Origin of the sequence: Dyadobacter sp. NIV53 (genome assembly GCF_019711195.1) — a bacterium.
GTDB lineage: Bacteria > Bacteroidota > Bacteroidia > Cytophagales > Spirosomataceae > Dyadobacter.
The window spans coordinates 3,088,859-3,114,890 of the sequence record NZ_CP081299.1; the positions used below are offsets into that span (position 1 = coordinate 3,088,859).

The window sequence follows — 26,032 nt, forward strand, 5'->3', positions numbered from 1 at the left end:
TCAATGAAAACTGTTTTACGCTCACTGTGTATGCTGGTCTTTCTGTCGTGGAGCGTTACCTCTTATGGACAGCAAATTAGTATATCAGGAAAAGTCACATCCGCTCCGGATGGATCGCCTCTTCCAGGGGCAAGTGTTTTAATAAAAGGAACAACTACTGGTGTTCCTACCGATGCTGATGGAAATTACTCCATTCAGGTTCCTTCTACAAGTTCAATACTTGTTTTTTCAATGATTGGTATGACCGCTCAGGAAATTACTGTGGGTTCTAAAACCGTATTGAATGCATCCCTACTTGAAGACGCACGTGCACTTAACGAAGTTGTAGTTGTAGGTTATGGCTCTCAGAGGAAACTGGATGTAACCGGCTCGGTCGTTCAGATTAAAGGAAGTGAAATTGCAAAGCAACCCTCAATGAATGCTGTCAGTGGTTTGCAAGGTAAAGTTGCAGGTGTGCAAATCAGCAATTCCGGTAAGCCTGGTGAGGCACCTCAAATCCGTATTCGCGGTGTCGGTACGGCCTATGGTAGTGCTAACCCATTATATGTTGTTGATGGAGTATGGTTTGATGATATCAGTTTCCTGAATTCGGGCGATATTGAAAGCATGAACATTCTTAAAGATGCTTCAAGTCAATCTATTTATGGAGTTCGTGCAGCAAATGGTGTTGTACTCATCACAACCAAAAAGGGAAAAGCTGGTAATGCAGTTGTTAATTACAATGGCTACGTGGGTTATCAAAAAGTGACAAACCAAGTCAAAATGGCTAATGCAAACCAGTACGCAACGATGGTTAACGAACTGGCAAATGTCAATGGCAAAGGAAACGTTCTTGATCCATCCCAATACGGAGAAGGCACTGACTGGTATCACCAGATTCTTAGAAATGCATTGGTAACCAATCACCAGATATCTATAAGTGGTGGCGGAGAAAAAACAACCTACAATTTCTCTCTTGGTTATCTGAATCAGGACGGTGTTGTAGAAAAGAATAATTTCAAACGTTACACTGCCCGTTTACAAAATGATTTTCAGGTATTGAAAAGCTTGAAAATTGGTTATACAGCTACCGGATCTTTCAGTAAATCAAAAGATGAAGCAGGTGGGATTTTCCGTCAATTGTATGCTGCCGGCCCAGTTGTACCTGTTTATTACGCCGACGGAACCTATGGAGATCCGACTGATTACAATTTAGGAGATGGAAATAATTACAATCCACAAGCAACAGTCGATTTCTATAATCAAAATACGAAAAAGACTTTATTGACTGCAAATGCCTATGCAGAATTGACAATATTGAAAGGTTTGACTTTTAAGACGAGCCTGGGCGGTCGTTACGGACAAGATGAGACGCGCTCTTATGTTCCCAATTATGTTGCAACTTTTAAACAAAGAAATACAACAAGCAAATTGGAATTCACCCGTCCTCAGACGAGATACTGGATTTTCGAAAATACACTGACTTACGCAAAAGATATTGGTAAACATAGCTTTACTGCATTATTAGGCCAGTCAGCTCAACATGATCAGTCATATGAAGTAAAGGCAAGTGCTCTTAATGTACCTTACACAAGCGAAGGTGATTTATATCTTGCGCTTGGGAACATAGATGGACGTACCATTGAGGATAAAGGAGACTTGGGAACATATGCTTCATACTTTGGAAGGGTTAATTATTCTTTCAACGACCGCTTCTTGCTTAATGCCTCGTTACGGGCTGATGGATCTTCCAAATTCTATCAAGGTGGAAATGCATGGGGTTATTTCCCATCAGTAGGTGCGGGCTGGGTAATCAGCAATGAATCTTTCATGGCAAATCAACATGTATTCGATAATTTGAAAATACGAGGTAGCTGGGGTAAAATTGGAAACGCATCTGTTCCTTCTAATTTGTCAACGCTGACAGTTGCAAACGGAGCTGATCTTGCCGCAATTTTTGGCGGGCAATTAAATACCGGTGCAAGTATCAACTCTATTATTCCTCCGACTACTTATTGGGAACGTGGAGTTGGAACTGACATTGGTATTGAAGGCGCTTTACTTAAAAATAAATTAACAATCGAACTCGACTATTATCTTAAGAAAACTGAAAAAGCCATTTTTGATATTCCGGTATTATCATCAATCGGTACTGCCTCCGCAAGAATTGTTGGTAACCAGGCCACTTTCCAAAACAAAGGCTTTGAAGCTGTATTGAACTGGAGAGACGAAATTGGAAAAGATTTCAGTTATAGTATTGGTATAAATGGTGGATTGAACAACAACAAAGTATTGTCTGTTACATCCGGAGCAAATCCAATTTATGATGGAGGTGTAGGCCTTACCAGCGGAGCTCTTGCAACCCGTACGGTTGTTGGTGATCCAATTGGATCCTTTTACGGCTACGTTGTTGATGGCATTTTCCAAAATCAGGAGGAAATTAATCATTCCGCACAGAAAAACGCAAAACCTGGCGATTTCAGATACCGTGATATCAGTGGTACTGCCGGGGTTCCTGATTCAACGATCTCTTCTCTTGACAGACAAGTAATTGGTAATCCCAACCCAAAATTGACATATGGTATAAATACCAGTTTTAACTATAAGTGGTTTGATCTGAGCCTTGATTTTCAAGGCGTTGCCAAAGTTGATATTTACAATGCAAACCTGGGATGGAGATATGGTAACGAAAACTTCACAAAAGACTTCTACGATAACAGATGGTACGGAGCAGGTACTTCAAATACTTATCCTTCAGCTAACATCGGTGGCGGATCAAATTATCTTCCCAATACATTTTTTGTTCAAAGCGGAAGTTATTTCAGAGTTCGGAATGCGCAGATCGGATACACTTTCCCACAGTCGGTTAACGACAAGCTGAAAATTAAAAAACTTCGCGTTTACGCAAATGCTCAGAACCCACTGAATTTCTTCAAGTACAAAGGACTTTCACCAGAAGTTAGAGCGAATGAAAATAAACCAACCCAGGCTGGAATCGATGCTAACGTATATCCTTTGTCGGCAACTTACAACTTCGGTATTAACGTCACTTTCTAAGATCATCAGGAATATGAAAAATATAGATTTTAAAAACAATTTAAAGCAAGCAGGCTTGTATTTGGGATTAGCTTCTCTTTTACTGGTTCCTTCTGCTTGTGAGCAAAGCTTTTTGGATACCGATCCACAAGGCAAACAAGCTGGTACTGTTTTCTGGCAAAACGAAGGCGATGCAACTAAGGCTGTAAATGCCATGTATGCAAACCTGAGAGGATGGACCAACACTGCTTTTGCTCCTATTGCAGTTGAAAACATGGGATCCGATGATGCAGAAAAAGGCAGTACAGCCTCTGATGCGACCTTTTTCAATGATTATGATAACTTTTCTGTTGGATCTGGTGATGGCCAGCTTGCTGACTTCTGGAAAGGGCAATATCAGAACATCAACTATGCTAATCAGGTACTGGACAACATTCCGGCAATCAGCATGGATGAAACACTGAAAGCAAGATATCTGGGTGAAGCCAAATTTGTTCGAGCTTATTCTTATTTCAGATTGGTAAGGGCATATGGAGATGTTCCATTGCGTTTAAAATTACCTGCTGATGCATCTGAGTACAATTTACCACGTACACCTAAGGCAGATGTATACGCTGCGATTGAAAAAGATCTTACTGAAGCCGCGGCTGTTCTTCCTCAAAGCTATGGTTCAAGTGATCTTGGACGAGTAACTAAAGGAGCTGCTATGTCACTTAACGCAAAAGTGTCAATGTACCAGTCCAAATGGCAGCAGGTTTTAGATTTGACTAACCAGGTAATTGCTTCGGGGAAATATTCCCTTTTCAATAATTACGAGCAATTGTTTCGAATAGCAAATGAGAATTCTTCTGAGTCAATTTTTGAAATCCAGAACGAGCTTTTGCAGTCGAACAAAGATGCATCTAACTCGCAGTATTCACAAGTTCAGGGTGTTCGTGGAGTCACTGGCGGCGGATGGGGATTCAATGTTCCAACCAAAGCTCTTGCCGATGCTTTCGAAACTGGTGATCCAAGAAGAGATGCAACGATCATTTTCAGAGGCGAAACAACTCCAGAAGGTGATGCTATTGCAGCTGTGGGGGACAACCCGATGTATAACCAAAAATCATATGTTCCTTTCAGCCTTTATATATCCGGATTTAATGAAGGAGCACAACAGAACGTTCGTGTTATAAGATATGCAGATGTGTTATTGATGAACGCAGAAGCTGCCAATGAACTAGGTAACAATGCGTTGGCGTTATCATCACTTGAATTGGTAAGAGCTCGTGCAAGAGGGACGAGTAAAACCATACTTCCGAAGGTGACAACTACTGATAAAGTTGCATTACGTACTGCTATCTGGAACGAACGTCATTATGAATTGGCGATGGAATTTGACCGTTACTTTGATGTGATCCGTCAGGGAAGAGGCGCTGAAATCTTTGGACCAAAAGGATGGAAAGCTAACAAAAATGAAGTATGGCCGGTTCCTCAGACCGAAATCGATTTGAGCGCAGGTTTATTGGTTCAAAACCCTGGATATTAATCAATCTCTTACAAAGGATCTATCAATGAAAGCTATAAATTCTAAATTAACATTGGCAATCACCATGCTTATGATTGTCGGCCTAACAGCTTGTTACGAAAAGTTTGACCCTGAAAGTTATGCACCGAGCGTTTCGATTGGTGGTTTTACATCATCTGGGGAAATTGCAACTTCAAATCTGGTCGCTTACTGGCCTTTTGATGGCGATTATGTGGATGCGATATCAAAAACTGCTGGTGTAAACACCGGAACATCATTTGCAAATGGCTTGAAAGGGCAGGCTATGAAAGGTGCGAAAAATGGATATGTTTTATTTAATCCAACGAGCGCTATACTTGGCCTTCAGAGCTTCACAATAGGGTATTGGGTTAACAGTCAATCAACCACTGCTGCGGGAGGAATAATTGGTTTAGTAACACTCTCGAGTAAGGAAGCATTCTGGGGCAATCTTGAAACATTCTTTGAAAATGGTGGAACTACCACAGATGGAATTTTCAAGGCGCACATTCAGAATGATACATTGGATACCTGGGTTTCGAAAGATGGTATTGTAAACTTGTACAATTCGTGGACCCACATTGCTTTGTCTTATGATGCTACCTCTTCCACTTTTAGTATCTACATAAACGGATCTAAGGTGAACACAACAACGGTTGCTAAATTCGGTAACCTAAAATGGAAAAACCCAGGCCAGATAGTATTTGGAGCAAATCAATTTCAAACTACGCCAAGTTTAACAAAAGCATCAGAACCGCAATCTTGGGCAAGTTACCTTACGGGTTTGCTTGATGAAGTTAGAATCTATAATGTCGCTCTGAAAGACGCAGAAATAGACGCTCTTGTTAAACTAGAGTCAAGAGGAAAATAATGTCCTTCAAAAATTTTGTTTTTTTCTGCTTTACCGTATGGTTCGGGATTTCCTGTAAAAAGGAAAATAATCCCGAACCACCGGTAACGGTCGTTCCAACTTCGTTTGGTTTCAACAGCCTTAAGGTTGATGGCTCTTATAGTGGTTTCTCCTACGTCGATGTGAAGCCCAAGCCCATTATAGAATTCAACTTTTCAGCACCATTAAACAGTGCATCCTTCGCCAATGCAGTCAGTATTATATCCAAAACCGGTGAAGTTGTACCCTATTCCACCTCGCTGGAAAACGGGGACAGTACTGTAATAATAATTCCAATAAATGCATTGCCTTATCTAAGTTCCTATAAGGTTCTAATTTCCAAAGCCTTAAAGTCTAAATCTAACGGTTCGTTACTTAGTGAAGTCAGTATAAACCTTATAACCGCTCTCGACACAACCGATAAGTTCCCAAAAATTACCGACGAAGCACTTTTAACCCTGGTTCAAAAACAAACCTTCAGGTATTTCTGGGAATTTGGACATCCAACAAGTGGTTTGGCAAGAGAAAGAAATACATCCGGTGATATCGTAACCTCCGGTGGCAGCGGCTTTGGAATAATGACCATTCCGGTTGCTATTGAAAGAAATTTCATAACACGTGCAGAAGGACTGGAAAGAATGCAGAAGATCGCAGGTTTCCTGAAAGATAAAACACAAAAATTTCACGGCGCTTTTCCTCACTGGATCAATGGAGCAACCGGAGCGGTAGTACCATTCAGTACAAAAGACAATGGAGCCGACCTGGTTGAAACTTCTTACCTGATACAGGGATTACTGACTGCGAGACAATATTTCAACAATTCAAATCCTGCTGAAACTGCTTTAAGAACAGATATCAATACGATCTGGAATGGAGTAGAATGGGATTGGTTTCAAAAAGACAAGGGAAATGTATTGTACTGGCATTGGAGTCCTGATTATAATTGGGATATGAATTTGCCAATTAAAGGCTGGAACGAGTGTATGATTACTTACGCACTGGCGGCTTCGTCTCCAACGCATCCTATAATAAAATCAGTCTATGATAATGGCTGGACAGGCAATGGAAGTTTTGTCAACGGCAAATCTTATTTGGGAATTACATTGCCTTTAGGTGAAGCTTACGGAGGGCCATTATTTTTCTCACAGTATTCATTTTTAGGTATAAATCCAACCAACCTTAAAGATGGTTTCACCAATTATTTTACTCAAAACAGGAATCATACATTAATCAATTACAATTATTGCAAATCCAATCCTAAGGGATACTATGGATACAGTGACCAATGCTGGGGATTGACAGCCAGTGACATTCCAGATGGTTATACTGCCAGTTCGCCAACAAACGACATAGGTGTAATTGCTCCGACTGCAGCTTTATCTGCATTTCCGTACACGCCTGATGAATCCATGAAAGCTTTAAAGTTTTTCTATTATAAACTTGGTGATAAAATATGGGGCGAATACGGTTTCTATGATTCGTTTTCTCTGGTGCAACCCTGGTTCGCCAATTCGTATCTGGCTATTGACCAGGGTCCGGTAATTGTCATGATTGAAAATCACAGAACTGCCTTATTATGGGATCTTTTCATGAGTTGCCCGGAAGTGAAAACCGGAATGAAAAATCTTGGTTTCCAAAGTCCTAACCTGTAAATAATTGGTACCCGCAATTAAAACAATAAACCTTTATCATGAAAATTTTATCTTACCTGACCTTTTTCATTTGTTTGATTCTTGGCATAACCAATAGTAATGCACAAAAGAAAAAAGCAAATGTTACTAAGCCTGCCATTTTTAATCCCGCCGACCGGCCAAAAAATTTATCAGATACAGCCCTGCTTGAACTGGTGCAAAAGCAAACTTTTCGTTATTTCTGGGATTTCGCTCATCCTGTAAGTGGCTTAGCCCGTGAAAGAAGCAACGTTGCCTACGATTACGGCGGAGAAGTAACGACAACTGGCGGAACAGGATTTGGCATTATGGCGATGATTGTGGCGGCTGACAGAAAATGGTATCCAAGGGATTCCATAGCAAAGCGACTTTTGAAAATGGTGAAATTCCTGTCAAAAGCTGATAATTTCCATGGTGCTTTTCCACACTGGATCAATGGGGAAACAGGAAAAATCATCCCGTTCGGACGTAAAGATGATGGTGGGGATTTGGTTGAATCGGCTTTTTTATTTCAGGGACTCTTAACAGCCCGGCAATATTTTAATCAGGATACACCTCTGGAAAATGATTTAAGGAACCGCATTACCTGGATTTGGAATGAAATAGAATGGGATTGGTACACACGCGGAAACCCGGATCAGCTTTACTGGCATTGGAGTCCGAATAATGGCTGGGCAATGAATTTTGAATTGAGAGGTTACAACGAAACGCTAATTACATATATTCTCGGTGCAGCTTCTCCACGTTATCCGATCACCGCACAGGTTTATCATAAATGCTGGGTGCAAAGCGATCATTTTAAAAATGGCAAAGAATATTACGGCATAAAATTACCTCTGGGTTTTGATTTCGGCGGCCCGTTATTCTTTACTCATTATTCATTTTTAGGTTTAGACCCACGTAATCTGAAAGACCAGTATGCTGATTATTGGGAGCAAAACGTAAACCATACTTTGATCAATTATAAACATTGCGTTGCCAATCCGGGTAAATTCGAAGGTTATGGAGAGAACAGCTGGGGACTAACAGCAAGTGATACTTACAATGGATATAATGCACATTCGCCCAATAACGATTTCGGCACAATTTCACCAACAGCTGCTTTATCATCATTTCCTTATACACCTGACAAATCAATGAAAGCACTTCGTCATTTTTATGACGATCTGGGAGATAAAATATGGAGCGAATATGGCTTCACAGATGCTTTCAACGAATCGCAGAACTGGTATGCTAAATCTCATCTGGCCATTGACCAGGGACCTATCATTGTAATGATAGAAAATTACAGGACCGGGCTCCTCTGGAAATTATTCATGCAGGATCCCGACGTTCAGAACGGATTAAAAAAATTAGGTTTTGAAAGTCCGGCACTTGAAATTACCAGCAAAAATTAACCTATTCTTTCCCGTAATTACCAAAAGACCAGTCTCAGGCTGGTCTTTCGCTTTTATTAAATATAATTGTATCTTAATGGTGTTTTAAGACGTATCTCGAGCAAAAGGATGCTAAACTCAACCCATTTAAATACAAGGATGATGATTTCATTTCTAAAAACCGGAGTATTACTGGTTATTCTAAATTTATGGGCGGTATCAGTTTCTGCACAAATCTGGGAAGTTTCAGAACCAGAAAACCTTCCTGAAAAACGGCATGAAAATGCGATGACAACTGCCAATGGAAAGCTTTACTTATTAGGTGGCCGCGGAATTAAACCGGTTGACGAATATGATTTTAAAAAAGATTCATGGACAAGCCTTAGTAAAACACCTATTGAAATGAGTCATTTTCAGGCTATTTCGTTTAAGGATGAAATATATGTTCTGGGAGCGTTTACAGGCGGATATCCACATGAAGTTCCTATTCCAAACATTTATATTTTCAATCCAATCAAAAATGAATGGAGGAAAGGATCCGAAATCCCTGAGAACCGAAGACGTGGGGCAGCGGGTGCATTTGTATTGAATGACAAGATTTACCTGGTTTGTGGCATTCAGGATGGTCATTGGGACGGACAGGTTACATGGTTTGATGAATATGATCCGGCAACGGATAAATGGAAAACACTTGCTGATGCACCACGTCCAAGAGACCACGTACAGGTTGCAGTCATTGATCACAAACTTTATGTAGCAGGCGGAAGGCTTTCAACTGCACGAATCAATCAGGTACTTAATACGACGATCAAAGAAGTGGATGTATATGATTTTAAATCCGGAAAATGGTCAACCCTGGACGCATCCAATAATTTACCCACTTTACGTGCCGGCAATACTACTGTAGCTTATGGTGATAAAATTTTGATCATTGGCGGGGAAAGTGACGCGCATGTAGAAGCGCATAATGACGTAGAAGCATTCGATATCCGGACTCAAAAATGGGAAAAACTGCCATCGCTCCATCAGGGACGACATGGAACCCAGGCTGTTGTACTCAATAAGAAGGTCTACATTGCAGCAGGATCAGCTAATCGGGGCGGTGGCCCGGAACTAAATGATATGGAAATCCTGGTTAAATAGCTTTTAGCAATTGACTTTTAGCACCTTTTGCAAGATATCACCTGAATTAAGTTCATAAAAAAATATTATAATCCTGATTAATACATGCTTAATAAGACCCTGATTTTCTGCCTGTTACTGATATCATATTGCACATTTGCACAAAATAAGTCTTTCACGCACGCTGATACTTTACGCGGATCTATCACACCTGAACGCGCCTGGTGGGATCTTACCTATTACCATTTGCAGGTGACACCTAATGCTAAAGACAGCACTTTAACCGGAAGTACTGAAATCCGTTATAAAGTAGTAAAGCCTTATCAAATAATACAGGTAGACTTACAGGAACCTTTGCAAATAAGTAAAGTAACACAGGATGGCCAGGACTTGAATTTTAAAAGAGATGGAAACGCATTTTTTATAACCTTACAGAAAAAACAGGAAACAGGAAAGCAGGAAGCAATTGTAGTCAGTTATTCGGGCCGGCCTAAACTGGCAAAACGTCCGCCATGGGACGGAGGTGTACAGTGGATCCCGGATGGAAAAGGAAATACCATTATTGCTACTTCTTGTCAGGGATTAGGTTCCAGCGTATGGTGGCCATGTAAAGATCACATGTATGACGAACCGGATAGTATGCTCATCAGCGTTACTGTTCCCGAAAATATGAAGGATGTTTCTAATGGTCAGTTACGCAATATTTCTAAAAATCCTGATAATTCCCAGACATTCAATTGGTTTGTAAAAAATCCTATAAACAATTATGGGGTAAATATGAACGTGGCCAATTATGAAAGCTGGAAGGAAGTCTATAAAGGTGAAAAGGGAGATCTCAATGTAAGTTATTATGCCCTGCCCGAAAACCTGGAAAAGGCAAAGGAACAATTTAAGCAGGTTCCTATGATGCTGAAAGCATTTGAGCACTGGTTTGGCCCTTATCCATTTTACGAAGATGGTTATAAACTGGTAGAGGTTCCATACCTGGGAATGGAACACCAGAGCTCGGTTACTTATGGCAATAAATATAAAAATGGTTATTTAGGCAGGGATTTATCCGGTACCGGCTGGGGATTGAAATGGGATTTTATTATCATTCACGAAAGTGGTCATGAATGGTTTGCCAACAATATTACCTACAAAGATGTGGCTGACATGTGGGTGCATGAAAGCTTTACCAATTATTCGGAAAATTTATTTACTGAATACTATTTCGGCAAAGAAGCAGGGTCGGACTATGTAATTGGAACGCGTAAACTGATTGCCAATGATAGCCCGATCGTTGGCCCATTTGGTGTGAACGAGTCAGGTTCGAAAGATATGTACTATAAAGGTGGAAATATGCTGCATACAATTCGTCAGGTTGTAAATAACGATGAGAAGTGGCGGCAAATTCTGCGTGGATTAAATAAGACTTTTTATCACCAAACTGTTGACGGTTCACAAATAGAAAATTATGTTAGTGAACATGCCGGGCAAAATTTGTCAAAAGTATTTGACCAGTATTTGAGAAATATCCGGATTCCTGTTTTGGAATATACTTTTAAAGATAAAGAGCTGCAATACCGGTGGGCTAATGTGGTAAATGGTTTTGATATGCCGGTAATAGTAAAAATTGACTCTGGAAAAGACCAGTTTCTTAATCCAACCGGTGAGTGGAAAACATTAAAAGTTAAAGAAGGGAAAGTGCTGGAAGTAAACCGGAATTTTTATGTTGAGTCTAAGAAAGTTTCAGCTTTATAATCAGTCCCAGCATTCCATAATCAGGAGATCGCCTTTTTGAGCTGAAATCCGTACAATTCCATCTTTTTCCGCCTCGTTACTATTTCCTGAACGATAACCTAATATAAGGATTTCGTCGTTCAGGTTATATTTCAGGCCACTGGTTTGTATTCCTTCAACCTGTCCGATTGGAATTAAAGAAATCGGAGTTCCTGCTACATACCATTTTTCGTAAGTACATTTTAGAGGAAAAATTTTGGAATGATCGTCGAACAGTACAAGGTGTATCTGCTCTTTGTAGCGAACCAAATTGGTAATATTAGTTATAGCATGATCGGCACGGCGGCCTGTTGCCCAAACAATATTAGCAGCCGGGAATCCACGGTCAATTAAAAAATCAATTGCTTTTTCCAGGTCTGTTTTATTCTGATCTGGTGTACTGATAATTTCTAAGGGTTCCTGCTGAGACCGGATTGCTTCAAAATCATGTTGCTGATCAAAATCACCCATCCAGACATCAATCTTGATTCCAAGTTCAAGCACACGGTAAATAGCATGATCCAATACCACTATAAACGGGCTCCATTCTAACAGCTGCCCAAGAAGTTCTCCACTACAAGCTTCTCCATTTGCAATGATGAGAGCGGGTTCCTGTTTTTCTTTAACAATGTGATGAGAAGACATTTATCTCTTATTTACTTTTAATAAGAGTTATAAGATCGTCAAATTTCTGATCCATTCTGTCAAATCGTTCATCCATCTTATCGAATCTTTCATCCATCTTATCGAATCTTTCGTCTATCTTATCAAATTTCTCATCTATCTTATCAAACTTCTCATCTATCTTATCAAATTTCTCGTCTATCTTATCAAACTTCTCATCTATCTTATCAAACTTCTCATCTATCTTATCAAATTTCTCGTCTATCTTATCGAACTTTTCGTCTATCTTATCAAACTTTGTTTCTATTCTATTAAATTTCTGATTTACCTCTATTCTAAATTCTGATAAGTTAATGGTTACTTCTGCAACCTGATGTTTTACTAGAGTTAATTCCTTATTCATTTTAGCTTGCTGTTGCTTTACATCAGCAAAACCGCGCTGCATATCAGTGGTAATTGTTGCCAATCCCTTCGCAATTATTTCAATTTGTTTACCTTGATCCACTGCTAAAATTTCTAATTGATCTACCCGTTCTTCCAGAAACATGTTAATCTATTTTTATGTTGATGAATATTTTGATTTGGTTTTTCAAATCCACTTCAATATCGAAAAGAAATTCCAGCCTTACAAATATTTGAATTTTCCAATTTAAAAAAATTCGATAAACTTCTCAGATCCTTAATTCCTTTGCTTTATTCCAATATATGTCCATTTCATTCAAAGTCATATCACCAAGTGATTTCCCATCGGCTTTTGATGCCTCTTCAAGATATTGAAAGCGCTTGATAAACTTCTTGTTCGTTCTCTCCAATGCCGTTTCAGGATTGATATCGACAAATCTTGAATAATTAACCAGCGAAAATAACAGATCCCCAAATTCCCCTTCTGCTTCTTTCTGATCTATTACCTCGGTTGTTTCTATATTGAAATTATCTTTAAATTCCTGTAGTTCTTCTTCCACCTTTTCCCAAACCTGTTGTTTTTCATCCCAGTCAAAACCTGCCCCACGCGCCTTTTCCTGAATACGCATTGCTTTTACCAAAGCCGGTAAGGAGGCTGGTACGCCGGATAAAACGGATTTGTTACCTTCTTTCAGTTTCAATTGTTCCCAATTCCTTTTTACATCCTCTTCTGTATCAGCAACAGTATTGCCGTAAATATGCGGGTGCCGTGAAATCAGTTTATCACAAATACCGCTCAAAACATCCTTAATATCAAACTGAAAGGCTTTTTCAGGATGGCTCTCAGAAGCTATTTTGGCATAAAATACAATGTGTAAAAGCACATCGCCCAACTCCTTTTTTATCTCTGGCAAATCGTTTTCCAGAATTGCATCCGACAGCTCATAAGTTTCTTCGATGGTAAGGTGGCGTAAGCTTTCCAAAGTTTGTTTCCGGTCCCATGGACACTGCTCGCGAAGTTCATCCATGATCGTCAGTAACCGATCAGAAGGCCATTAGTTGCTGCTGCCGCCTTTCCGGCAGTGAATCAAATTTTTTTTCCATTTCACAAAGATAGAGAAGCGAAAACAGGAAGTTAGAATACCCATTCTTAAAATCGAACTTTTTTGCCATTAATATAAGTTATCACAAGTCATCAAATTACTTATTATCATTGGGCAAACCATCTGTAAAAGAATCTGTTAAATCCAATTCTGTTAATTCTCAGTCATTTAGAAAGCGATTTTCTGCTTTACAAAACCTTCCCCGTTTTTTCCGCCTGGTTTGGGAAACCAATAAGTCATTAACAACAGGAAATGTCTTTTTCCGTCTGCTCAAATCAGGGTTGCCTTTGCTCATGCTTTATATTGGCAAAGAAATCATTGACGAAGTAATCCGGTTAATGGATCACAAATCCGATTCGCACCAATACCTTTGGATTTTGGTAGGGGCAGAATTGGCACTGACCATATTATCTGATTTGCTCAACAGGTGTATCAGTTTATTCGATAGTTTATTAGGTGATCTCGTAGCAAATAAAACTTCAGTTGATCTGGTTCATCATGCTGCAAAACTGGATCTTTATCAATTTGAAAATCCTGTATTTTACGACAAACTGGAACGTGCACGCCGGCAAACATCCGGTCGTACAGTATTATTATCCCAAACCCTCGCTCAGATACAGGATATTGTAACACTGCTATCATTAGGAATTGGCCTGGTTGTTTTTAACCCCTGGCTTATTTTGATTTTAATTATAGCGGTAATTCCCTCATTTTTAGGAGAAACACATTTTAATGAAAGAACCTATTCGTTAACACGAAGCTGGACACCTGAACGCCGTGAACTGGATTATCTCCGATATCTGGGGTCGAGTGCCGAAACCGCAAAAGAAGTTAAGGTTTTTGGTTTGGAAAATTATCTGGCCGGTCGTTTTAAATCACTTTCAGAAGAATATTATCTGGCCAATCAGAAAATCGCAATCAGTCGTGCCGGCTGGGGATATCTGCTTTCCGCCCTTGGTACTTTGGCCTATTATTTTGCCTATATATTTGTACTGATGCAGACATTAGGCGGAATTATTACCATTGGCACCATGACTTTCCTTTCGGGTTCATTTCAGCGTATGCACGGAATGTTACAAGGTATAATGAGCCGTTTTTCAGGAATTGCTGAAAATGCACTTTACTTGCAGGATTTATTTGACTTCTTTGAAATCCAGCCTACAATTCTTGCCAATGAAACAGGAAAGACTATTCCTGCCCCAATCAAAAAAGGAATAACTTTTGAGAATGTTGGTTTTAAATATCCTGACACCGAATTATGGGCTTTACGCAATCTTTCATTCTCCATTGAACCAGGTGAGAAACTGGCACTTGTCGGAGAAAACGGGGCAGGAAAAACGACTTTGGTAAAATTACTTGCTTGCCTGTACAAACCGACCGAAGGACGTATTCTCATTGACGGTGTCGATTTACTGGATTATCAATTGTCAGATCTACGCGCCAACATCGGAATTATTTTTCAGGATTATATCCGGTATGAAATGACGGTTTCCGATAATATTGCAGTAGGCGACATCAATCATTTTGAAGATCAGGAAGCCATTGAAAATGCTGCTAATATGAGCATGGCTCATGAAGTAGTAGCTCAATTACCTAATAAATTTCAGCAGGTTTTAGGAAAAAGGTTTAAAGATGGCACTGAACTTTCCGGCGGACAATGGCAAAAAATTGCCTTAGCCCGTGCTTACATGAGAAATGCACAGCTAATCGTTCTGGACGAGCCGACGTCTGCTCTGGATGCAAGGGCCGAGCACGAGGTTTTCAAACGTTTTACCGGGCTGATTGAAGGAAAAATGGCAGTATTGATTTCCCATCGTTTTTCAACTGTTAGAATGGCTGACAGAATTCTGTTTCTGGAAAAAGGGCGGCTGATTGAATACGGATCTCATAATGAATTGCTTGATTACGACGGTAAGTATGCGGAGCTGTTTCAGTTACAGGCGCAGGGATATCAATAATTTAAAAAGTTAATTTCAAACTGGTTTGAATCAGGTTGCTTGTACATTTTGCAACGATTTTTCCCTCAGCATTGGTGATTTCGCCTTCAACGTGAACGATGTTTTTACCAGCCCTGATTACCTTTCCTTTGGTTAAAAGAATCTCACCGACACGTGCCGCATGCAAAAAATCACAATTAAGGTTAACCGATGTGAAGGCGAAATCACGCCCCAAAGCATATACCATTGTTCCCACAACGTCATCTAATATAGTGGAAGCAATCCCGCCATGTAATACGCCCATTGAATTTGTCATATCCTCACGAACTGTAAACTCAATTTCCATACTGCCTTCCTTTACATCTATTAATTTACCATTCAGCCATCTGCCAACTGCAGAAGGGCTCTGGTTTAAATGCTGGCCAATAAATTTTTTCAAAAATGCAAGCCTTTTGTTTTCGGTAAGATGTAAAGAATTAATTGAATCACTCATTTCACATTCGTTTTAAGTTTGAAGACGATTATTACCGAAAATAGTAATTATCGTAGATACATTCATGATTCAGTGTCAATTGTATGGATTTTATTGCTACGTATTAAAGGTAATTGCTACCTTTGCCGGAGTTTTTGCAAGAGATAAACGAATACGAATATATGAATTTTACGCTATCACAAGTTCCTGCCCGCTCAGAAAAACCCCGTGAAAAAGGTATCACAATGGTGATGGATAAGGGACTAAGCATCAGGGAAACCGAAGACATGATCGAGACAGCGTCCCCTTACATCGATATCGTAAAACTAGGATGGGCAACATCCTTTGTAAGTCCTCATCTCAACGAAAAGCTTGCTGTATATAAAAGCGCAAACATTCCCGTCTATTTTGGAGGAACACTTTTCGAAGCATTTGTGGTAAGAAACCAGTTTGATGATTATCGTAAATTGCTGGACAAATATGACCTGAAATATGCGGAAGTATCCGACGGATCGGTTGAAATGGCGCAGGATGTAAAATGTGAATATATCCGTACACTGGCTCAACAGGTTACTGTACTTTCAGAAGTTGGTTCGAAGGACGAAAATAAAATAATCCCGCCTTATAAATGGATTCAGCTGATTAAGTCCGAATTACAGGCCGGGGCATGGAAAGTAATTGGAGAAGCAAGGGAATCCGGTAACGTTGGGCTTTTCAGGGCAAGCGGAGAAGTACGCCAGGGCTTGGTAGAAGAAATCCTGACTGAAATTGCATTTGAAGATATGTTATGGGAAGCTCCGCAAAAGTCCCAGCAAGTATGGTTTGTAAAGCTTTTGGGAGCTAATGTAAATTTGGGAAACATTGCACCAGCTGAACTTATTCCATTGGAAACAATACGGTTAGGACTAAGAGGTGACACTTTTAATCACTTCCTGAATGCCAAAACCAAACAAAAATGGAAAATTGATTCCAAATAAATAACACCACTCTCATCTTAAAATCACTATGGAATTCATTAAGCAGTTTATTGACATTTTCCTTCATTTAGATAAACACTTGTTTGATATCGTACAGGAATACGGTACACTCACTTATCTGATTCTTTTCCTGATTGTTTTTACAGAAACAGGATTGGTGATTATGCCCTTATTACCTGGTGACTCATTGCTGTTTGCAGCAGGAGCTTTGGCTGCTAATCCGGATACAGGCCTTAATGTCTGGCTGATTATCATTATCCTTATTATTGCTGCTTTGCTTGGAGATAATGTGAATTATTTTATGGGTAAAAAATTCGGTGGTGTTATCAAAAAACGTGAACGTATTTTATTTCTTAAAAGAGAATATCTGGAAAAAACAGAAGCCTTTTATGAAAAACATGGCGGAAGCACTGTAATTATGGCGCGTTTCATTCCAATCGTCCGTACTGTTGCTCCGTTCGTTGCTGGTGCAGGAAGTATGAATTACTCTAAATATATCGTTTTTTGTGTGATCGGAGCACTTCTGTGGGTTCCTGCACTAACACTTTTAGGATATTTCTTCGGCGGATTCGACATTGTTAAGAACAACTTTGAACTGGTAGTTTTTGCAATCATCGGTTTCTCAATTCTGCCTATGATTTATCAGTATCTGAAAAGCAGATTTTCAAAGCCTTCGGCAGTGTAATTTTGCCTATCGGCAATCGGCTATCAGCTTCTAAGGATATCACGACTTTTAAGATAATTTTAAACTCACAAAGAATAAGCCCCGTATTACTACGAGGCTTATTCTTTGTGTAATACTTAATCAATTCTTTATTATCCTGCCAACTAGCCGAAAGCTGATTGCCAACAGCCAAAAGCCCCTAGGATTTCGATGAATAATTAGGTGCTTCTTTTTGAATCATAATATCATGCGGGTGGCTTTCGCGAACTCCGGCTGATGTAATTTTCACAAACTGTGCTTTTTGTAAAGAAGGTATATCACCAGCCCCGCAATATCCCATACCGGCTTTCAATCCGCCTACCATTTGGTAAACAATCTCAGAAACTTTGCCTTTAAACGGAACACGTCCAACAATTCCTTCCGGAACCAGTTTTTTTACATCATCTTCTGCATCCTGGAAATAACGGTCTTTCGAACCATCTTCCATGGCTTCTACTGATCCCATTCCACGATACGCTTTAAATTTCCGTCCTTCGTAAATAACGATCTCTCCCGGGGCCTCGTCACTTCCGGCAAGCATGGAACCGATCATGATCGTACTAGCACCGCCAGCCAAAGCTTTTGTCATATCACCTGAATAACGGATACCGCCATCGGCAATGACCGGAACTCCTGAATCTTTCAATGCTTCGGCTGCCCACATTACAGCTGTAAGCTGCGGAACTCCGATACCGGCAATAATACGCGTGGTACATATACTACCTGGCCCTACTCCTACTTTCACTGCATCTGCGCCGGCTTCAACCAGTGCAAGTGCGCCTTCGCCTGTGGCTACATTGCCTGCAATTACGTCCAGATTAGGGAATTGTTTTTTTACCGATTTCAATGCTTCAATTACACCGAATGAATGTCCGTGCGCAGTATCCAGACTGATTACATCCACACCTGCTTTTACAAGTGCCTCTACTCTTTTGAGCAGATCCGCAGTTACACCGACAGCAGCACCAACACGCAGCCTGCCATAAGCATCCTTGCAAGAATTAGGGTGGGATTTACGTTTCTGAATATCCTTATAAGTAATTAATCCGGTAAGACGATATTGTGAATCAACAATTGGTAATTTTTCAATTTTGTATTCCTGAAGTATTTTCTCAGCATCGTCCAATGACAAACCTTCCGAAGCAGTGATCAGGTTTTGGGTTGTCATGATTTCAGTAACCGGTTTCGACATCTCACGCTCGAAACGCAGATCACGGTTTGTAAGAATACCGATCAGTTTACGCTCCTTATCAATAACAGGAATACCACCAATTTTAAATTCACGCATGATCTGATGCGCATCGCCTAAGGTTGCGTCATTAAAGAGCGTGATCGGGTCGAGGATCATACCACTTTCCGAACGTTTGACTTTCCGTACTTGCTCAGCCTGCGCTTCCAGGCTCATGTTTTTATGAATAATTCCAATTCCGCCTTCCTGGGCCATAGCAATGGCCAGTTCAAATTCGGTAACAGTATCCATGGCTGCTGAAACAATTGGAATGTTCAGCTCGATGTTACGTGTCAGCTTGGATTTTGTTTTTGTGTCGCGAGGCAGAATTTCTGAATAACCAGGTATTAGAAGAACGTCGTCGTAAGTTAATGCCTCAAAGAGGACTTTGGATGGGTCTGTGCTCATAGCAAATAAACTCTTGTTATTTGCCGGGCAAAATTAGTAATAAGTTTGCAGCCAAACAAATTTTTGCTCCTATGAAAAATATTAAATTTTCAAGATTTATAATTAACCCCGTATTTGTAAAAAATATTAAAAATAAGATAAAATGGTTTAGGGATATTTGACCGTTGTTTGACTATACCTTTGTATTCCTTTTAACGGAAACTGATGAAAAAGTTACTGACCGATGAAGAACTGGTTATTCAGCTTTCAGAAAGCAACAAAAACGCTTTCGAAGAAGTGTATAACCGGTATTGGTACAAACTATTCTGTATTTCATACCATCAGACAGGAACAAAGGAGGAAGCGGAAGAACTTGTACACGATTTGTTTGAAAGCCTTTGGAACAAACGTGCCGAAAGTAATATCAGGCATTTGAGCTCATACCTGGTTATTTCTTTAAAAAACCTGATCAACAATCATATAAAGTCGAGAATAACGTGGCGAAAATATCAGGAATATATACTACTTAATAAAATACAGGAAATATATTCAACAGATGAGAACATTGCATTCAATGATTTATCACAAGCCATTGATAAAGCGATGAAGAAACTTCCTGAAAAAACAAGCAAAGTTTTTCAGCTTAGCCGGTTCGAGAACCAATCTGTTAAGGACATTGCCAAAGAATTGCAGATATCCGAAAAAGCAGTGGAATACCATATTACGAAATCACTCAAAGTATTAAAAGATCATCTTTGGATCTATCAAACTGATAACTGAGTATTTCTAAACCCAATAAATGTGAATCAATACGATTTTGATATTGTCCTGAAAAAGTACTTGTCCGGGCAGCATTCGCCGGAAGAAGAAAAGTTGATCAATGATTATCTCCAGGATAATTCAATGATTGATACGGCTGTTTTTGAGGCTGAAAAGGATATGATCGGAAAAAGGATTAAAAAGAAACTGTACGCCAATACAATTGGAACGCCTTTACTAATTCGTTTAAGGCCATGGTTTATGGCAAGTGCGGCTTCTGTATTAATCATTTTAGGCTGCTGGTTTTTTATCAGTAAAACTGAGTATTCAAATGTCATTTTCAATTCAGGCATAATCCTTAATCCGGGTGTAGTTGAAATAAAAAACACTTCCAATAAATCGCAGACAATACCCCTTGAAGACGGAAGTGTGGTAACATTGAAAAAGAACAGCAGTATTAGTTTTCCCGAACATTTTGGCAAAAAAAACAGGCTGGTGTATTTACATGGCGAAGCATTTTTCCGGATTAAAAGAAATCCTGCCAAACCATTTATTGTATCAACAGGAAATTTGCAAACAAAAGTACTTGGAACCAGTTTCACTGTAAAGTCCTATGACGAATCTGCGACGGTTGAAGTTCAGGTCAAATCCGGCCGGGTTTCTGTATATGAAGTAGCAGAGAAAAAATCGGTGAATAGCAACGGTGTTATACTGACTCCAAACCAGAAAATCATTTTCGACAAAAAATCTAAAAAAATGGAATTGTCTATTGTCGAAAAACCAATGATCATTGTACCACTAAATGAAACAGAGCATAGATTTACATTTTTGGAAATACCGGTCAAAACCGTTTTTTCAGAGTTGGAGAAGTCATATGGAATTGATATTGTGTTAGAAAACGATGTAATGGATGCCTGTCTGTTTACAGGAGACCTGAACGGCTTGCCTTTGTTCGATCAGCTTGATCTGATCTGTAAATCAGTTAATGTTACATATGAGAGACGCGGAACTGCCCTGTTCGTCCAGGGAACAGGCTGCGGCACTGAATAATTAAATTATTGAAAAACCGGTGATTTTACCATTAAGATCACCACCATAAATCCTGTTGATAATCAGCAGTTCTTGTTCTTTTGCATTGAAAACCATTTAAAATTATGCATAAAAAAATACCCGAAAAAGTTGTTTACAAAGTCATGAGTACTATGTTCAAACAACTATTTATTTCTGCTTTATTTTGCGGCATTGCACTGGCCCACAGCATTTCCGGGCAGGAATTGCTGAACAAAGAGGTTTCGCTTAAAGTGGAATCTATGGAAATAAAAAAGATCCTGAATCTGATAGAGAAGCAGGCTGATGTAAAATTCGTGTACAGCACCAACAGTATTCAGGGTGCTCAGAATACTTCATTAAAAGAAATTAAAGGCCCGTTATATAAAGTGCTGGATCAGCTTCTGGCCCCGATCAACGTATCTTTTGAAGTAGTTGGTAATACCCGGATACTACTTAGAAAAAAGTAGCAGGAACCAATACCCAGTCACAGGGAATGCTGGTTCCCAATCTTTTAATTGACCGTAAAATTTCGGGAAAAGTATCGGATGAAAAAGGCGAAGGCCTGCCAGGTGTGAACGTACTGGTAGTTGGAAGCCAGCAGGGTACTTCCACCAACGAAAAGGGTGAATATCAATTATCTATAGCGGACGGGGCAGTAACGCTTAAATTTTCATTTATTGGCTATGTGAGCCAGGAAGTTGTTTCAGACAAAAATAGCGTTGTCAATATTTCTCTTGCTCCTGATGTAAGTGCGTTGAATGAGGTTGTAGTTGTTGGATATGGTACGCAGGAAAAGAAAGATGTTACCGGTGCCGTATCTTCGGTAAAAGGGGCAGACTTTCAGAACCTGCCTTCCGGTGGTGCACAACAGGCACTTCAGGGAAGAGCGTCGGGCGTGAATATTGTACGTAATGGTGGTGCCCCGGGTGACGCAGGTTCGATACAAATACGGGGATTTGGAACAGTAAATAATTCTGCTCCACTTGTTGTAATTGATGGTGTACCGGCGGGAAACATGAATGATGTAAATCCTAATGATATCGAATCTATTGAAATCCTGAAAGACGCCTCAGCTTCCGCAATTTATGGTACGCGTGCTGCAAACGGAGTAATTCTTATCACAACCAAACGCGGGAAATTCGATAATCCGATTAATGTCACGCTGAATGGTTATGTGGGTGTGACAAACCGTATTAAAACGCTTGATGTACTGGACGCACCATCTCTGGCAGCAATAAAGCGGGAGGCATATACCAATGACGGATTGCCAATTCCGGCGATATGGGAGGATACAAAATACCAGACCCAGCTTACAAACTGGCAGGATGAATTATTGAAACAAGGTACTACACAAAACTATGACGCTTCTATCCGTGGCGGCGGAAAGTATTCTTCCTTTGCAATTTCGGGTGGTTACTATAGCGAAAAAGGTATTATTGGAAAATCGGAATATGAGCGTTTTACATTTCGTATCAATTCTGATCATAAAATTGGGTCTAGAATTAAAATCGGACAGAATTTACAGTTTACCAATACACTGAATATATCACCCGACACGCAATCTTCACAAACCGGCTTGCTTTGGAGCGCCATTCGTTTTCATCCGGGTTTGCCGGTTAAAAACGCAGATGGTTCATATAGCTCTACGCAGGGAATTGGTGCTTTCGGAGATATTAATAACCCGGTTTTTACTGTTGACACACAGGATAAGGGCAATACCCGTAACCGTTTTCTGGGAAGTGTTACCGGCGAAGTGGAAATTGCAGATGGCTTGAAGCTACGCGGAAACCTGGCTATGGATGCTACTTTTTCCGAAAGCCATACTTTTGATATTAAAATAAATGACCAGTTCCGGACTAATTCCTACAATCAGCTAAGTTTGGGCCATGATAGAAGCTGGTCATTTTTGCAGGAATATTTTTTATCCTACGACAAACAATTTGGTCAGCATAATGTTAGTCTGGTTGGTGGATATACTTCACAAACTTTTAACAGCAATTATTCCAATCAGTGGGGACGTGACTTTGCAAGTGAAGATCCTTCTTTGCGTTATATGCAATATGCCGGAACCATTGTTTCCGTTCCATTAAATAACGGTGGAAATGGCGGACGCAGTTATGATGCCCTTTCATCCTATTTTGGCAGGGTCAATTATTCATTCAAAGACCGGTATTTACTGACTGCAACTGTTCGTAGTGATGGTTCGTCAAAATTTGCTCCCGGCAATCAATGGGGTGTTTTTCCTGCATTTTCAGCAGGATGGAGAGTTTCTGAGGAGTCATTCTTCAAAAATGCTTTACCTGTGTTCAGTAACTTTAAGCTGACTGGCGGCTGGGGACGGTTGGGTAATCAAAATGTTGCTTCATTGCAATATCTGGCGCTGATCAACTCTACTTATCGTTATGCATTTGGTAATGGTGGTGTTCAGAATAATGTTTCCGGAGCGGCACAAAGCAGATTGGCAAACATAAATATTGGCTGGGAAACAGCTGAAATGAGCAATTTTGGATTAGAAGCAGGCTTATTCAAAAACAGCCTTTACTTCTCTGCCAATTATTTTATCAAGGATACTAAAAATATGCTTTTGGCTCCGCCTTCTATCGGAACAATTGGTTCTGCTACCATTCCTGATCAGAACATTGGCCAGCTGAGAAATAAAGGATTGGAAATCGAAGCATCTTACCGCCACACCGTAGGAGCTGTTACTTTCAATGTAAGCGGTAATGCTACATTTATCAAAAATAAAATAACGAAACTGGCAACTCCCGGCGGATTTCTTGCAACACAGCTCTACGGAAGAGGACAGCAGGAAATTGTACGTACTTATGAAGGCCATCCATACGGTACTTTTTACGGTTATAAAACCGACGGGCTTTATCAAAACCAGGGTGAAATTGATTCTGACCCCAATCTGGCAAATGATTCCCGCCGTACTGACGGACAGATCAAACCAGGCGACATAAGGTTTATCGATTTGAATAAAGACGGAGTGGTTGACGATCAGGACAGAACGATAATCGGAAGTCCTCAGCCCAAAATCAATTATGGTTTTTCTGCTGGTGCAGCTTACAAAGGGTTTGATTTTAACCTGTTCTTTGTTGGTGTTGGCGGATCTAAAATTTACAATGCCGACCGGATGCAGGGACTGGATGCAAGTTATTCTTTTAACTTGTATGCAGATGAAAATAACCGCTGGACCAAAGAAGGATCAAGCAATACGATTCCGCGTGTAAGCATTGATAACGGAAACCGTAATTACAGGCCATCTGATCTTTTTATAGAAAAAGGTGATTTTTTACGTTTGAAAAACATGACATTAGGATACACCGTTCCTAAAAAAGTGATAGACAAACTGAAAATGTCGCAGGCCAGAATTTACGTAACAGGCCAGAACATTATCACATTTACCAAGTATTCCGGTCTTAATCCTGAGCTGGGATATGCAAGCGGCGGACAACAGTATACCCAGCTTAATGTAGATTATGCACAGTATCCATTGGCGCGCACCTGGACGATTGGAGCAACAATAGGATTTTAACCAAAAACGTTCAGATTTATACCAGCCGAATTTTATTACTATGAAAAAGATAACAATACTCGCCGGATATATTTTCCTTGCAACGTTCAGCAGTTGTAAAGATAATTTACTGGATACAACACCATACGGACAGGTTACATCACAACAATACTGGCGAAACGGTGACGATGTGGTAGCAGCTACCAATGCTATTTATGCCCCGTTACTGGATGAAGACGGATTTGCGCATACGGAATATACTTTTGATAACTGCTCCGACGATATGAACAGAGCAGGGGACCATTCTGATGAAACACCATTGGAAATGTTCACTTTTGATGCTTCGAATTCTCATATCCTGGCTACATGGAAAACCAAGTACGAGGTCATTTCACGGGCTAACGCAGTTTTGATCAATGCTCCCAAGGTTACAATGGACGAAACTTTGCGCAACCGCAGTATGGGGGAAGCATATTTTTTGAGAGGTTTTATTTACTGGCGCCTTTCTCTGATCTATGGTGAAGTGCCAATACTTCTGGAAGATGATGCTTTGAACCTGAACTTCAACAAACCAAAGTCGACGTTGGCTGAAGTACGGGCACAGGCAGAAGCAGACTTTACGAAAGCCGCGTCTTTGTTGCCAGTTTCCAATAGTGATGCAGATGCTGGCCGCGTAACACAAGGTTCAGCTTATGGTTTTCTTACAAAATTGTATGTGTACGAAGAGTTATGGGCAAAAGCAATTGAAGCCAGTTTAAAAGTTACTGCCAATCCTGCATACGCTCTGGCAAGTGGTTTTAACAAAAACTTTGAATTAGTCACTGAAAATAATCCTGAAATATTATTCTCATTGCAATATGAAACCGGCTGGACTACTGACAATTCTCCAACTTTTTATCATACTCCGCAGGCTTTTGGCGGATGGGGATTTCATGAACCGATTGATGATCTGGTAAAAGAGTTTGAAACCGGCGATCCGCGTAAATCGTATTCGATATTCAGTCCGGGTGATGAGGTAGACCGTAATGCAGGCGGTAAGGAAAAATTCACTGCTGACATGACACGCGTTACAGGATACTCTTTCAAAAAGTACACGCAATTCGCTGAAAACGGTGATATGAGCCAAAGCCTGAATGCACCGCTTCTCCGTACTGCTGATGTCTACCTTTTAGCTTCGGAAGCAAAAATACGTTCAGGAGCGAATGGTGATGCGGAATTGAATGTAGTAAGAAAACGCGCCGGTTTGACGGCTATTACCAATGCCACAATGAAAAATATTATGCATGAACGCCGTGTGGAACTTGCTGGTGAAAATGAAAGACATCAGGATTTGATGCGTTGGGACAAAGCCGGTTTAATTGACATAGCTGCACATTACAAGATTGCACGCGGACCTTACAAACCGAGCCGTAATTTCGTAAAACCTAAACATTATTATTTCCCATTGCCGCAGCGTGAAGTGGATTTGAGTAATGGTACGTTGGTTCAGAATAGTAATTATTAAAGAGATAAATT

The 26,032-nt window shown here is 40.1% G+C and carries 19 protein-coding genes and 1 pseudogene; 15 read left to right on the top strand and 5 right to left on the bottom strand.

What is annotated here, in order from left to right; translation table 11 throughout:
* The first annotated feature begins 3 nt into the window (after positions 1-3).
* From KZC02_RS12365 to KZC02_RS12395, 7 genes are all read left to right on the top strand, one after another.
* Positions 4-3,036, top strand: coding sequence for a TonB-dependent receptor (locus KZC02_RS12365; RefSeq protein ID WP_229254249.1), 3,033 nt, complete (start codon positions 4-6; stop codon positions 3,034-3,036).
* Positions 3,037-3,049: 13 nt separating this feature from the next.
* Positions 3,050-4,543 (top strand): RagB/SusD family nutrient uptake outer membrane protein, encoded by a 1,494-nt coding sequence (locus KZC02_RS12370; protein WP_221394373.1) that lies wholly within the window; start codon positions 3,050-3,052, stop codon positions 4,541-4,543.
* 25 nt (positions 4,544-4,568) lie between these two features.
* On the top strand, positions 4,569-5,411 hold the full coding sequence (locus KZC02_RS12375) for a LamG domain-containing protein (protein WP_221394374.1): 843 nt from the start codon (positions 4,569-4,571) through the stop codon (positions 5,409-5,411).
* Entirely contained in the window at positions 5,411-7,081 is a 1,671-nt protein-coding gene (locus KZC02_RS12380) for a glucoamylase family protein (protein WP_221394375.1), read from the top strand. The genes KZC02_RS12375 and KZC02_RS12380 overlap by 1 nt, the downstream gene beginning before the upstream one ends.
* Positions 7,082-7,119: 38 nt before the next feature.
* The gene (locus KZC02_RS12385) at positions 7,120-8,496 is read left to right on the top strand and encodes a glucoamylase family protein (protein ID WP_221394376.1); all 1,377 of its coding nucleotides are present in this window, start codon (positions 7,120-7,122) and stop codon (positions 8,494-8,496) included.
* Positions 8,497-8,634: 138 nt separating this feature from the next.
* Positions 8,635-9,618 (top strand): kelch repeat-containing protein, encoded by a 984-nt coding sequence (locus KZC02_RS12390; RefSeq protein ID WP_221394377.1) that lies wholly within the window; start codon positions 8,635-8,637, stop codon positions 9,616-9,618.
* An 84-nt stretch (positions 9,619-9,702) separates the two neighbouring features.
* Entirely contained in the window at positions 9,703-11,340 is a 1,638-nt protein-coding gene (locus tag KZC02_RS12395; RefSeq protein ID WP_221394378.1) for a M1 family metallopeptidase, read from the top strand.
* Here KZC02_RS12395 and KZC02_RS12400 read toward each other — a convergent pair whose 3' ends face one another.
* The 3 genes and pseudogenes from KZC02_RS12400 to mazG all read right to left on the bottom strand — a co-directional run bounded on the left by KZC02_RS12400 (position 11,341) and on the right by mazG (position 13,488).
* Positions 11,341-12,003, bottom strand: coding sequence for a thiamine diphosphokinase (locus KZC02_RS12400; RefSeq protein ID WP_221394379.1), 663 nt, complete (start codon positions 12,001-12,003; stop codon positions 11,341-11,343).
* Between the two features lie 7 nt (positions 12,004-12,010).
* Complete coding sequence (locus KZC02_RS12405; protein ID WP_221394380.1) at positions 12,011-12,529, bottom strand: DUF16 domain-containing protein; 519 nt, start codon at positions 12,527-12,529, stop codon at positions 12,011-12,013.
* 124 nt (positions 12,530-12,653) lie between these two features.
* A pseudogene (mazG, locus tag KZC02_RS12410) lies at positions 12,654-13,488 on the bottom strand (nucleoside triphosphate pyrophosphohydrolase).
* A 109-nt stretch (positions 13,489-13,597) separates the two neighbouring features.
* Between mazG and KZC02_RS12415 the strand changes: the two are divergent.
* Positions 13,598-15,445, top strand: coding sequence for an ABC transporter ATP-binding protein (locus tag KZC02_RS12415; RefSeq protein ID WP_221394381.1), 1,848 nt, complete (start codon positions 13,598-13,600; stop codon positions 15,443-15,445).
* A 1-nt stretch (position 15,446) separates the two neighbouring features.
* Here KZC02_RS12415 and KZC02_RS12420 read toward each other — a convergent pair whose 3' ends face one another.
* Positions 15,447-15,917, bottom strand: coding sequence for a PaaI family thioesterase (locus KZC02_RS12420; RefSeq protein WP_221394382.1), 471 nt, complete (start codon positions 15,915-15,917; stop codon positions 15,447-15,449).
* Between the two features lie 161 nt (positions 15,918-16,078).
* Between KZC02_RS12420 and KZC02_RS12425 the strand changes: the two genes are divergently transcribed.
* Positions 16,079-16,873, top strand: coding sequence for a phosphosulfolactate synthase (locus tag KZC02_RS12425; RefSeq protein WP_221394383.1), 795 nt, complete (start codon positions 16,079-16,081; stop codon positions 16,871-16,873).
* A gap of 28 nt (positions 16,874-16,901) precedes the next feature.
* Positions 16,902-17,558, top strand: coding sequence for a DedA family protein (locus tag KZC02_RS12430; protein WP_221394384.1), 657 nt, complete (start codon positions 16,902-16,904; stop codon positions 17,556-17,558).
* 178 nt (positions 17,559-17,736) lie between these two features.
* Here the strand turns inward: KZC02_RS12430 and guaB are convergent, their stop codons facing one another.
* Positions 17,737-19,212 carry an IMP dehydrogenase gene (gene guaB, locus KZC02_RS12435; protein ID WP_221394385.1) on the bottom strand — a complete coding sequence of 492 codons (1,476 nt, stop codon included), beginning with the start codon at positions 19,210-19,212 and terminating at the stop codon, positions 17,737-17,739.
* A 204-nt stretch (positions 19,213-19,416) separates the two neighbouring features.
* On the opposite strand from guaB, the gene KZC02_RS12440 reads away from it, so the two are divergent.
* The 5 genes from KZC02_RS12440 (at position 19,417) to KZC02_RS12460 (ending at position 26,021) form a co-directional block, all read left to right on the top strand.
* On the top strand, positions 19,417-19,971 hold the full coding sequence (locus tag KZC02_RS12440; RefSeq protein WP_221394386.1) for an RNA polymerase sigma factor: 555 nt from the start codon (positions 19,417-19,419) through the stop codon (positions 19,969-19,971).
* 21 nt (positions 19,972-19,992) lie between these two features.
* Entirely contained in the window at positions 19,993-21,000 is a 1,008-nt protein-coding gene (locus KZC02_RS12445) for a FecR family protein (RefSeq protein ID WP_221394387.1), read from the top strand.
* A gap of 104 nt (positions 21,001-21,104) precedes the next feature.
* Positions 21,105-21,467: an STN domain-containing protein gene (locus KZC02_RS12450; protein WP_221394388.1), complete on the top strand. Its 363-nt coding sequence runs from the start codon at positions 21,105-21,107 to the stop codon at positions 21,465-21,467.
* Between the two features lie 26 nt (positions 21,468-21,493).
* On the top strand, positions 21,494-24,538 hold the full coding sequence (locus KZC02_RS12455; RefSeq protein WP_221394389.1) for a TonB-dependent receptor: 3,045 nt from the start codon (positions 21,494-21,496) through the stop codon (positions 24,536-24,538).
* A gap of 40 nt (positions 24,539-24,578) precedes the next feature.
* The gene (locus KZC02_RS12460; protein WP_221394390.1) at positions 24,579-26,021 is read left to right on the top strand and encodes a RagB/SusD family nutrient uptake outer membrane protein; all 1,443 of its coding nucleotides are present in this window, start codon (positions 24,579-24,581) and stop codon (positions 26,019-26,021) included.
* Positions 26,022-26,032: the final 11 nt, after the last annotated feature.